Raw genomic sequence first — 11866 nt, 5'->3', positions numbered from 1 at the left:
CCGGCAAGGAGCCCCCGATGAGCGTCTCACTGGACGAGGTCGTCAGCGCGCTGCGCGCGTCCCTGCTCGACAACCAGAAACTCCGGCAGCAGAACCAGCAGCTCACCGCCACGCTCACCGAGCCGGTGGCGATCATCGGGATGAGCTGCCGCTTCCCCGGCGGGATCCGCTCGCCGGAGCAGCTGTGGGACCTCGTCGACGCCGGCGGAGACGCGATGGCCCCGTTCCCCGACGACCGGGGCTGGCACCTCGACGCGCTGTACGACACCGATCCGGCCAGCCGGGGAACCTCGTACGTGCGCGACGGCGGGTTCCTCCACGACGCCGGGGACTTCGACGCCGCCTTCTTCGGCATCAGCCCCCGCGAGGCCCTGGCCATGGACCCGCAGCAGCGGCTGCTGCTGGAGACCGCCTGGGAGGCGTTCGAACGGGCCGGGATCGACCCGACCACCCTGCGCGGCGCACCCACCGGCGTGTACGCGGCCACCAGCAGCCAGGGCGACTACGCGGCGCTGCTCGCCGGCGTGGGCGGTGGCGTCGAGGGCTACCTCGGCACCGGCAGCGCCGCCGCCGTGGCCAGCGGCCGGATCTCCTACGCCCTGGGCCTGGAGGGGCCGGCGGTCACCGTCGACACCGCCTGCTCGTCGTCGCTGGTCGCGCTGCACCTGGCCTGTCAGGCGCTGCGGCTCGGCGAGTGCACCCTCGCGCTGGCCGGCGGGGTGTCGGTGATGGCCACCCCGACGGTGTTCGTCGAGTTCTCCCGCCAGCGCGGCCTGTCCACCGACGGGCGGTGCAAGTCGTTCGCCGCCGCCGCCGACGGCACCGGCTGGTCCGAGGGGGTCGGCATGCTGCTCGTGGAGCGGCTGTCGGACGCCCGCCGCAACGGCCACCGGGTCCTGGCCGTGGTCCGCGGCAGCGCCGTCAACCAGGACGGGGCGAGCAGCGGGCTCACCGCCCCGAACGGCCCCTCCCAGCGTCGGGTCATCACCCAGGCGTTGGCGAACGCCGGGCTCGGCGCCGACGAGATCGACGCGGTCGAGGCGCACGGCACCGGCACCACCCTCGGCGACCCGATCGAGGCGCAGGCGCTGCTCGCCACGTACGGCCGGCAACGACCGGCGGACCGGCCGCTGCTGCTCGGGTCGGTCAAGTCGAACATCGGTCACACCCAGGCCGCCGCCGGCGTCGCCGGGGTCATCAAGATGGTCCTCGCCATGCGGCACGGGACGCTGCCGGCCACCCTGCACGTCGACGCGCCCACCCCGCACGTCGACTGGTCCGCCGGGGCGGTGACCCTGCTGACCGCTGCCACGCCCTGGCCGGACACCGGCCGGCCACGCCGCGCCGGCGTGTCCGCCTTCGGGGTCAGCGGCACCAACGCCCACGCCATCCTCGAACAGGCCGACCCCGCCGACGCGGTCACGACCCGGCCGGCCGGGGCACCCGCCCCACCGGCCCCGTGGATCGTCTCCGCCCGCTCCGCCCCGGCCCTGGCCGGGCAGGCCCGCCGGCTGCTGGACCACCTGAGCGCCCACCCCCGGCTGCGGCCGGCCGACGTCGCGTACTCGCTGATCACCACCCGGGCGGCGTTGCCGCACCGGGCCGTGGTGACCGGCGACGACACCGAAGCGCTCCGCGCCGGCCTGCGGGCCGTCGCCGAGGACACCCCGGCCCCGCAGGTGGTACGCGGGGTGGCCCGGCCCGCCGGCAAACTGGCCTTCCTGTTCACCGGCCAGGGTGCGCAGCGCCCCGGCATGGGTGCCGACCTGCACCACCGGTTCCCGGTGTTCGCCGCCGCCTTCGACGAGGTGGCCGCCGAACTGGACCGGCACCTGACCCGACCGCTGCGCGAGGTGGTCTTCGCCGACCCGGGCACCCCGCAGGCGGCCCCGCTGGACCGCACCGAGTTCACCCAGCCGGCGCTGTTCGCGTACGAGGTGGCCGCGTACCGGCTGGTCACCGCGTGGGGCCTGCGTCCGCAGCACCTGCTCGGCCACTCCGTCGGCGAACTGGCCGCCGCGCACGTCGCCGGGGTGCTGTCGCTGGCCGACGCCGCCGCCCTGGTGGCTGCCCGCGGCCGGCTCATGCAGACCCTGCCCGAGGGCGGGGCGATGCTGGCGGTGCGCGCCACCGAGGCGGAGGTGGCCCCGCTGCTCGACGAGCGGGTGGCGCTGGCCGCCGTGAACGGGCCGACGTCGGTGGTGCTCTCCGGGGACACCGAACCGGTGCTGGCGGCCGGGGAACGGCTCGCCGCCCAGGGCCGGCAGGTACGCCGGCTGCGGGTCAGCCACGCCTTCCACTCCGCCCGGATGGACGCCGTGCTCGCCGACTTCCGGGTCGTCGCGGAGAAGGTCACCTGGCACCCGCCGGTAATGACACTGGTCTCCGACCGCACCGGCGCCGTGCTCACCGCGGCCGAGGCCACCGACCCCGGCTACTGGGTCGACCACCTCCGAAACACGGTCCGCTTCCACGACGGGATGGCCACCCTCGCCGCCGCCGGTGCCGGCACGTTCCTGGAGTTGGGGCCGGACGGCGCGCTCACCGCCCTGGCCCGGGAGTGCCTGCCCGACGCCGACCCGGCGGCCTTCGTCCCGATCAGCCGCCGGGACCAGCCGGAACCGGCCACCCTGCTCGCCGCCCTCGCCGCCGTCGACCTGCGCGGGGCCGGTGTGGACTGGGCGGCCCCCTTCGCCGGCACCGACGCCGTCCGCGTCGACCTGCCCACCTACGCCTTCCACCACGAGCGGTACTGGCCCGAGCCGATGGTGTTCGACCTCGACCCCCGGCCCGCGCAGGAGAGCGCCGACGCCGAGTTCTGGACCGCCGTGGACACCGCCGAGCCGGAGGCCCTGGCCGCCGTCCTCGGCGTCGACGACGAGCGGCGGGCCGCGCTCGCCGACCTGCTGCCGGCACTCGCCGCGTACCGGGGACGACGGCGACGCCGCGTGGAGCTGGACGCCCTGCGGTACCGCACCACGTGGCACCCCGTCGAGCTGCCGGCCGCGTCGCCGCCGGCCGGGCCCTGCCTCGTCGTCACCGACACCGACGCCGGGCCGGTGCTGGCCGCGCTCACCGCGGCCGGCCTGTCCCCGCAGCCGGTGCCACCGCACGGGCTGCCCGCCGCCGTCGCCGCGACCACCCCGGCCCTGGTGGTCGCGCTGCTCACCGGGTCCGGCGACCTGACCGGAGATGACCCGGGCATCCCGACCGGCGGGGTGGCCGGCGACGGCGGTCCCGCCGGGACGGGGGCGCTGGCCGGCGCCGTCGCCCTGGTGCGGGCCCTCGCCGAGGCCGGGTGCGCCGCACCGCTGTGGTGCGTGACCCGGGGCGCGGTCGCCGTCGACGCCGACGACACCGCGCCGGACCCCGCCGGGGCGACCGTGTGGGGGCTCGGACGGGTGGTGGCGCTGGAGGCACCCCGGCTGTGGGGCGGCCTGGTCGACCTCCCGGCCGACCCGGACGCGGCCGCCCTCGCCGCGCTGGCCCGCGCCGTCACAGCAGGTGGCGAGGACCAGATCGCCGTGCGGGCAGGCGGGGTCTACGCGCGGCGGCTGGAGCACGCCCCCACCGGCCCGGCCGCCGACGACGACTGGCAGCCCCGGGGGGCGGTCCTGGTGCACGGGACGGCGGCCGTGCGCGCCCCGCACGTGCTGCGCTGGCTCGCCGAGCGGGGCGCGTCCCACCTGCTGCTCGCCGGCGGTGCGGCTCCCGACGACCTGTCCGTCGACGTCACCGTGCTCACCGATCCCGCCGCCCTGCCCGAGGCGCTGGACCGCCTCGACGCGGCCGGGACGCCGGTACGTACCGTGGTGCACGTCGCCGACTCCGACGGGGCCGGCGACCCGGTCACCGCCAGCGACCCGCCCGCGCTGGCCGCCGCCGTCGCCGCACGCGTCACCGCCGTGGCGGAACTCGACACCGCTTGTGCCGACCGCCCCGTCGACGAGTTCGTCGTGTTCACGTCCACCGCCGCCACCTGGGGTGGCGGCGGTGCGGCCGTCGCCGCCGCCACCGGCGCCGGGCTGGAGGCGCTGGCCGCCCACCGCCGGGCCGCCGGCCGGCCGGCGACCGTGCTCGCCTGGGTGCCGTGGGCCGACGAGGTCGCCGAGCCGGCCCCGCTGCGTCGCCGGGGGATCCGCCCGCTGGACGCCGAGCTGGCCGTCGCGGCGCTGCGGCAGGCCCTCGGGCGCGGCGACGACGCCGTCGCCGTCGCCGACGTCGACTGGCCGGCGTTCGTGCCGACCTTCACCGCCGTACGCCCCAGCCCGCTGCTGCGCGGCCTACCCGAGGCGGTCACGGCGGGCGACGATGCCGGACCGGCCGGCCTGACGGTCACCGACCCGGCGAAGGCGCTGCGCGACCGGCTGACCGCCAGCACCGCCGCCGACCGGCACCACATCATGCTGGACCTGGTCCGGGCGCACGTGGCCACCGTGCTCGGGCACCCCTCGCCGGGCACGATCGAGGCCGACCGCGACTTCCTGGAACTGGGTTTCGACTCGCTGACCGCCCTGGAGCTGCGCGACGCGCTGCGCCAGGACACCGGGGCGGAGCTGTCGGCCACCCTGCTGTTCGACCACCCCACCCCGACGGTGCTGGCCCGGCACCTGCTCGGCCAGGTGCTGGGCGCGGACGCGGCCGGCGAGCCGGACGGCGGCTCGGGCGGGGGCACCCCGGAGGGCGCGGGCGGCATCCTCGGCGGCCTGTTCCGTCAGCCCAGGGCACGCGAGGACGCCGCCGGCTACGCCGAGCTGCTGGTCAAGCTCGCCCAGTTCCGGCCCGCCTTCACCGAACCGGCACAGCTCACCCGCCCGGCCGGGATCCTCCGGCTGGCCGAGGGCCCCGGCACACCGGTCGTCTGCTGCTGCACCATGTCGCTGCTGTCCGGGCCGCACGAGTACGCCCGGGTCGCCGCGGGCTTCCGGGGCCGGCGGGACGTGTGGGCGCTGCCGAACCCCGGCTTCGCCGTCGGCGAGGAACTGCCCGCCGACCTGCCCGCGCTGCTGCGGGTGCACGCCGACACCGTGCTGCGCACCGTCGGTGGCGGCCCGTTCGTGCTGGCCGGGCACTCCGGTGGCGCGATGGTGGCCAACGTGCTCGCTTGCGAGCTGGAACGCCAGGGTCGTCCGCCGGCCGCCGTGGTGCTGATGGACACCTACCCGGCGAACAGCGAGGTGCTCGGCGGCTGGACGGCCCAGCTGTTCGACGGGATGGTCGAGCGGGACAGCGCCTACACCCCGATGGACGACTACCGGACCACCGCGTGGGCCGGATACCTGCCGCTGTTCCTGGACTGGGCTCCCGCCCCGATGGAAGCGGCGACGCTGCTGGTGCGGGCCCGCCAGCCACTGGGGGAGTGGAGCGGCGAACCCGACGGCTGGCGGTCGCGGTGGCCGTACCCGCACGAGGCCGTGGACGCGGCCGGCGACCACTTCACGATGGTCGGCGAGCAGGGCCCGGAACTGGCCGCGACCGTGCACGAGTGGCTGGCCGGACGCGGCCTGTGACCAGGGTGGCGGGCCGCGCCCCTGGCCTGCCCCTAACACCCCCTATCGACTAGACGGACATCTGTCCCCTGCGGGGACCAGGACGGGAGCATGGCGACGTGGACGAAGCAGTGGTGGTCGAACAGCTGGTCAAGCGATACCAGCCCAACATGCCACCGGCGGTGGACGGGCTCAGTTTCTCCGTCGCCGCCGGTGAGGTCTTCGGTCTGCTCGGGCCGAACGGCGCCGGCAAGACCACGACGATCGGGGTGCTGACGACCCGGGTACGGGCCACCTCCGGGCGGGCGACCGTCTGCGGAGCGGACGTCGTCCGGGCGCCGGCGGCGGCCAGACAGCTGCTGGCCGTGGTGCCGCAGCGGGTGAACCTGGACCGGGCGCTGACCGTGCGGCAGAACCTGCTGTTCCACTCGGCGTACCACCGGGTGCCCCGCGCCCAGCGGGTCCGGCGGGCCGACGAGCTGCTCGAGCAGATGGGGCTCAAGGACTTCGCGAAGGCCCGCACCGACTTCCTGTCCGGCGGGCTGGCGCAGCGCACGATGATCGCCCGCGCGTTGATGCACTCCCCCCGGGTGCTCTTCCTCGACGAGCCCTCCGCCGGACTCGACCCGCAGTCGCGGCTGTTCGTGCACGACCGGATCGCCGAGCTGAAGCAGTCGGGCGTCACCGTCGTGGTGACCACTCACGACATGGACGAGGCGGAGAAGCTCTGCGACCGGGTCGGCATCGTCGACCACGGCAAGCTGCTCACCCTGGACACCCCGGCCGCCCTGACCCGGACCCTGCCGGGCAGCAGCACGCTGACCCTGGTGGTCGCCGCCGGGGCTGTCGCCGAGGAGGTGCAGGCCGCCCTCGCCAACGTTCCCGACGTGGAGCGGGTGGAGCAGTTGCGCGCCGGCGGCCCGGCCGGGATGCCGATGTTCCCCGGCATGCCACCGATGCCGATGCCGGAGGCCGCGCCCGACCCGGACGCCACCCTGTCGTTCCGCCTCTACACCGGCACCACGCCGGCCAACGCCGTGCCGATGGCGTTGAAGATCCTCACCGACCTGGGCTGCGAGGTTCGTGACCTCAGCATCGGCCAGCCGAGCCTCGAAGACGTCTTCATCCACCTGACTGGAAGGGAACTCCGGTGAGCGTCACCGCCCCCGCCGCCCCGTCGACGCCGTCGCCGGCCGCCACGCCCACCTCGGTGCCGGTGATGGACCAACTCGCCACCTTCCGCGCGGTGCTCTGGCGAGACCTGTTCGTCACGGGCCGGGAGCTGGGCGCGTTCTTCGCCCAGGTGTTCCTCCAGCCGCTGTTCATGTTGCTGATCTTCGGCAAGGTCCTCGCGGACCTCGGCTATGCCAGTGACGACTTCGCCAACGTGCTGCTGCCGGGCGTGATCGCACTCAACGCGTTCCTGATCGGGCTGGAGAACACCGCCCTGCCGATGGTGATGGACTTCTCCTTCACCCGGGAGATCGAGGATCGCCTGCTCGCGCCGATGGCCGTCCCGCTGGTCGCCTTCGAGAAGATCGTCTTCGGGGCGATCCGGGGCCTGGTGGCCGGAATCGTGCTCATCCCGATCGGCATGCTCATGCTCGGCGTCACCTGGCCGCTGATGACGGTGTTCCAGGTGCTCGGGGTCCTGGTGGTCGGGGCGCTGGTCGGCGCGGCCATGGGGCTGACCTTCGGCACCCTCGTGCCGCCGCACCGCATCCAGATCATGTTCACCGTCATCCTGACGCCGCTGATGTTCACCGGTGCCACCCAGTTCCCGCTGCGGGCACTGGATGCGTTGCCCTGGTTCCAGGTGGTCTGCGCCCTCAACCCGCTGACCTACGTCAGCGAGGCCACCCGGTCGCTGGTCGCCCCGCCGGGCGTCGAGTCGGTGCCGCTCTGGCTGGACCTGATCGTCCTGGCCGGGGTGTTCGTCGTGTTCGCCACCATCGGCATCCGGGGCTTCATGCGCCGGGCGATGGACTAGGCGACGTCGTGGCAGCCGGCGAGGGTGCCCTGCTGATCGTCTGCTCGGGCAGTTCGGGGCTGTTCAACCCGCTGCTCACCCTGGCCGGTGAACTGAAACGGCGGGGCATCCGGGACGTCTGGTTCGCCTGCACCGACGAGCGCCGCGCCGACGTCGAGGGTCTGCCCGGCGACGGGGAGCTGCGCTTCCTGTCGCTCGGGCCGCCCCGGCTCCACGTCCGGCCCGAGCACTGGGACGACGAGGCCCACCGGCGGATGTCCACCGGCTCCAGGGTGGAGAACTTCGCCAGCTACGTCGACACCTCCGTCGACTACGACCACCTGCACGAGCAGTACGAACGCTGCCTGGAACTCGTCGACGAGGTGGCGCCGACGCTGGCCGTGGTCGACTCGTTCGCGTCGTTCGGCATGGACGCGATGACCATCCGGGATGTCCCGTTCGTCATCAGCGTCTCGGTGCCGCCGTCGAACTTCCTGCAGGACAACCTGCCGCCGACCTACCCGACGCCGCTGTCCGGCCTGCCGCTGCACATGAGCCCCAGCCAGCAGGCCGCCAACGGCCGGCACCGCGACGGACTGTTGAAGATCCTGATGCAGCCCGACCGGCTGGCCCGCAACACCGCCGCCGCCGAGCGCCGCCGCGACGCCGGGATCGTCAACGACGAGATGCTTCCCTCCCGGTACGCCGAGGCGGCCCGGGCGCTGCTGGCGTACACGGTCTTCGGCCTGGAGTACCCGTTCGCCACCGCCCCGTCGACCCTGCGGATGGTCGGCTCCATGGTGCCCGGGGACATCGTCCCGAGCCCCGAGGGTGCCGACCTGCGCCGCTGGCTGGACGCCCACGAGTCGGTGGTCTACATCGGCTTCGGCACCATCATGCGACCGTCGCCGGCCCAGGTGGCCGCCCTGGTCGAGGTGGCCGCCCGGCTGGCGCCGCGCCACCACGTGCTGTGGAAGCTGCCCGCCGACCGGCAGCGGTTCCTGCCCCCGGCCGCCGACCGGCCGGCGAACCTGCGCGTCGAGGCATGGCTGCCCTCGCAGGTGGAGGTGCTGGCCCATCCGCACGTGCGGGTGTTCTTCAACCACGCCGCCGCCAACGCCCTGCACGAGGCGGCCTGGTTCGGTGTGCCGCAACTGGTGATGCCGTTCTGGTTGGACTGCCACGACGGCGCGGTGCGGTTCGTGGACGCGGGCGTCGCCCTGGCCGTCGAGTATGCCGACACCCCCGACGTCGAGGACATCGTGGACCGGCTGGGCCGGCTGCTCACGGAACCGGTGTTCCGTGACCGGGCGGCGCTGTGGCGCCGGCGGCTGCGGCAGGCCGGCGGGGTCTCCACGGCCGCCGACGTGGTGCTGCGGCTGCGCGACGAGTCGACCGCCGGCTGAGTCGACCGGGCCGGCGTCAGCGTCACCGCCGGCTGGGTGATCGGCGGCGTCGCCGGCTGAGTAGACCGGGCCGGCGTCGCCGGCTCAGGTGGGCCGTCCCCGGACGACGGGTGCCCCGGCGCTCGTCCGCCGGGGCACCCGTCGGTCAGGACGCGTCCTGGAGTTCCTCGGCCAACGGCTCGGCGTGCGTGACGAGCCGGGCCGGCAGGTCGGTGCGGCGCTTGACGTCCAGCTTCCGGTAGACCCGGGTGAGGTGCTGTTCCACCGTGCTCACCGTGATGAACAGCTTGCTGGAGATCTGCCGGTTGGTGTGCCCCTGGGCGGCCAGCGCCGCCACCCGCCGTTCGGCCTCGCTGAGCCCGTCCTCCATTCCCGGCGTCTCCACCGCCGCCGGGTACGCGGGCCCGTCCCCGCCCGGATCGCGGCGCACCAGCCGCTGGGCCAGCACCGACGCGCCACAGTCCTGGGCGAGCTGGTACGCCCGACGGACCAGCAGCCGGGCCCGCGCCGAGTCACCGGCCCGTTGCAGCGTCTGCCCGGTGTCGCCGAGCGCACGGACCAGTTCCAGCCGGTCGCCGCTGGCCTGCAGCAGGTGGACCGCCTCGGAGAGCAGCTTGCGCCGGTGCTCGGGAGCGGCGGTGCCGGCGAGCAGTCGCAGCGTCCGACCTCGGGTGCGGTCGTCCACCCCGTGCGGCACGCGCAACTGCTCCTGCAGCAACTGGGTGGCGTGCGGCTTGTTGCCGACGCCGAGCTGCACCCGGGCCAGTTCCAGCCGCCACGGCACCACGCCGGCGACGTCCACACCCCAGGCGCGCGTCAGCTCGCCGCAGCGGCGCAGGTCGGTGGTGGCCGCGTGGGCCCGACCGAGGGCGAGGTGGTGCCGGGCGCGGGCGGTCAGGTAATGCAGGCCCAGCAGGGTACGGAAGGTGCCGGGCGGGACGGGGTGGGCCAGCCAGCGGTCGGCCTCGGCGAACCGGCCGGCCTCGGTGGCGCAGGTGATCAGCGTGGCCAGCGGACCGGCCACGGCCACGCCCCACGCCTGCGCGGGCAGATCCTCCAGCGCCGCCCGGGCGTGTTCCTCGGCACCGGGCAGGTCACCGAGGCGCAGCGCGGCCTCGGCGCGCAGTGCCCGCAGGACGGCCCGCCACACCGGGGCGTACCGCGCGGCCGGCCGGTCGAGCAGCAGGTCGCTCCAGACCGCGACCCGGTCCGCGCGCCCCGACCACAACAGCGCCAGCAGCGGGGCGGTCAGCAGCGGCAGAGCCCCGTCGTCGGTGTGGTGCCGGTGCAGCAGCTGTTCGGCGGCGGTGACGGCGTCGTGCTCGCCCGTCGGCGTCAGCGCCGTGCCGAGCACCGTCAGTGCCTGAAGTTGCAGGCCCCCGGTGGTCGGCGCGGTCGCGGTCCGTCCCCAGGCGGCCGAGGACTCGCGGACGGCGGCGAGGCGGTCCGGGTGGGCGAGGGCGAGCAGCAGCCGCATGACCGGCAGCCGCCCCGGGGCGCCGGGCAGGTCCTCGTCGTCGGCGCAGCCGTCGATCAGCTCGGCGGCCTCCTCCGTCCGCCCCTGCCAGAGCAGGTACGGCACGGTGGCCAGCGCCGCCGCGGTGGGCCGTCCGTCGGGGCCGGTGGTGGCCAGCAACTGGCCGAGCTGACCGTTGACGGTCAGCGGGCTGACCTGCCAGCGGGCGCTGACCAGCATCGCCGTGGTCGCGCCGCGCCGCGCGTCGTCGGCGTCGGCGTCGGTGACCAGGCGCAGGCAGGCGGCGGCGACGTCGGGGCGTCCGGAGGCCAGTGCGTGGGCGGCGGCGTCCTGGAGCACCGGCACCGTCCACGCGGCGTCGGACCAGGCGGCGGCGACCAGGTGCCCGGCGACGACTCCCGGCTCGGCCCCGTGGTCGTGCAGCGCCTCGGCGGCGCGCCGGTGCATCCTGCGCCGTTCCTCGGGACACATGTCGGCCAGGATGGAGCGCAGGATGCGCGGGTGACGCAGCCGGTCGTTCTTCACCAGGCCCGAGGTGCGCAGGATCCGTACCGCCGGCACGGCCGCCTCGGGCACCATGTCCAGCAGTTGGCCGAGCAGGTCCGTCTGGGCGGGCCGGTCGAGCACCGCCAACGCCCGGGCGACGCGACGGACACCCGGCTCGTGGCGGTAGAGACAGCCGAGCACCGCCTGGTCGAACGTGTCGCCGAAGGCCAGGTCGACGGTGGGCTCGTCGTCGCTGTCGCCGGGCGTCCGTTCGTCGATGAGCGCCCGGGTGAGCAGCGGGTTGCCGCCGGTCATGTCGAGGCAGCGTTCGGCGGTCTCCCGGGCCGCCCCGGAGTCGTCGTCGACCAGGCGGGCGATGGCCTCGACGGTCAGCGGCGGGAGCGTGATCCGGCAGAAGTGCGGTTGGCTGAGCAGTTCGGCGCGGAACAGGGGGTGCGGCGGGCGCAGGGCGGACGCCTCGGCGAGCAGCACCATGATCGGGGCGTGCCGCAGCCGGCGGGCGACGTAGAGCAGACAGTGCAGGGACGTCGGGTCGGCGTGGTGCACGTCGTCGATGGTGAGCACCAGCGGTCCGGGGTCGGCGAGGTCGAGCAGCGTCGTGAACAGGCCGTGCAGCAGGCGGGCCCAGACCCGGTCGTCGGCGGCCGAGCCGTCACCCGCGTCGCCGCCGGGCTCCGGTAGGGGTACGGCGGCGACGTCGCGCATCAGGCTCTCCAACCGCGCCGCCGCCTCGTCGTCGAGCCGGGCGCTGTGCAGCAGCTGTCCCAGCACCCCGAAGGGCAGGCCCCGTTCCGCGCGGGAGCCCGCCGCCGCGAGCACCCGCCCCCCGGCGGTGTCCGCCCACTCGCCGAACGACTCAAGCAGACTGGTCTTGCCGCTGCCCACCGCCCCGGTGACGAGCGCGACCTGTCCGCGTCGCTGCTCCTCACAGGATCGGAAGGCCGTACGTAGCCGGGTGACCTGTTCCTCGCGCTGCACCAGCACCTGTCAGCTCCTCCCATACCCGGGTGCCGCGCCA

5 protein-coding genes are annotated in these 11866 nt (G+C 75.1%); 4 read left to right on the top strand and 1 reads right to left on the bottom strand.

All coding sequences use genetic code 11. The features are described from left to right. The first annotated feature begins 17 nt into the window (after window positions 1-17). The 4 genes from GA0070616_RS01565 to GA0070616_RS01550 all read left to right on the top strand — a co-directional run bounded on the left by GA0070616_RS01565 (window position 18) and on the right by GA0070616_RS01550 (window position 8864). Window positions 18-5510 (top strand): type I polyketide synthase, encoded by a 5493-nt coding sequence (locus tag GA0070616_RS01565; RefSeq protein ID WP_091075109.1) that lies wholly within the window; start codon window positions 18-20, stop codon window positions 5508-5510. Between the two features lie 98 nt (window positions 5511-5608). Continuing rightward, a complete protein-coding gene (locus GA0070616_RS01560) occupies window positions 5609-6643 on the top strand; it encodes an ABC transporter ATP-binding protein (RefSeq protein WP_091075107.1) in 1035 nt (344 codons plus the stop codon). Then, complete coding sequence (locus GA0070616_RS01555; protein WP_091075105.1) at window positions 6640-7479, top strand: ABC transporter permease; 840 nt, start codon at window positions 6640-6642, stop codon at window positions 7477-7479. Before GA0070616_RS01560 ends, GA0070616_RS01555 begins: the two co-directional genes overlap by 4 nt. Before the next feature lie 8 nt (window positions 7480-7487). Further along, window positions 7488-8864, top strand: a complete 1377-nt coding sequence (locus GA0070616_RS01550) for a glycosyltransferase (protein ID WP_091075103.1) — start codon at window positions 7488-7490, stop codon at window positions 8862-8864. Window positions 8865-9009: 145 nt separating this feature from the next. Here GA0070616_RS01550 and GA0070616_RS01545 read toward each other — a convergent pair whose 3' ends face one another. Beyond that, window positions 9010-11832 (bottom strand): helix-turn-helix transcriptional regulator, encoded by a 2823-nt coding sequence (locus GA0070616_RS01545; protein ID WP_091075101.1) that lies wholly within the window; start codon window positions 11830-11832, stop codon window positions 9010-9012. Window positions 11833-11866: the final 34 nt, after the last annotated feature.

The sequence above is a fragment of the Micromonospora nigra genome, from assembly GCF_900091585.1.
Lineage (GTDB): Bacteria > Actinomycetota > Actinomycetes > Mycobacteriales > Micromonosporaceae > Micromonospora > Micromonospora nigra.
The sequence above is the reverse complement of the archived record's forward strand: the minus strand, read 5'-3'. Positions and strand labels throughout refer to the sequence as shown.

Bases quoted from the DNA above. Each gene is read 5' to 3' on its own strand.
- GA0070616_RS01565 (WP_091075109.1), top strand. From the start codon at position 18: ATGAGCGTCTCACTGGACGAGGTCGTCAGCGCGCTGCGCGCGTCCCTG.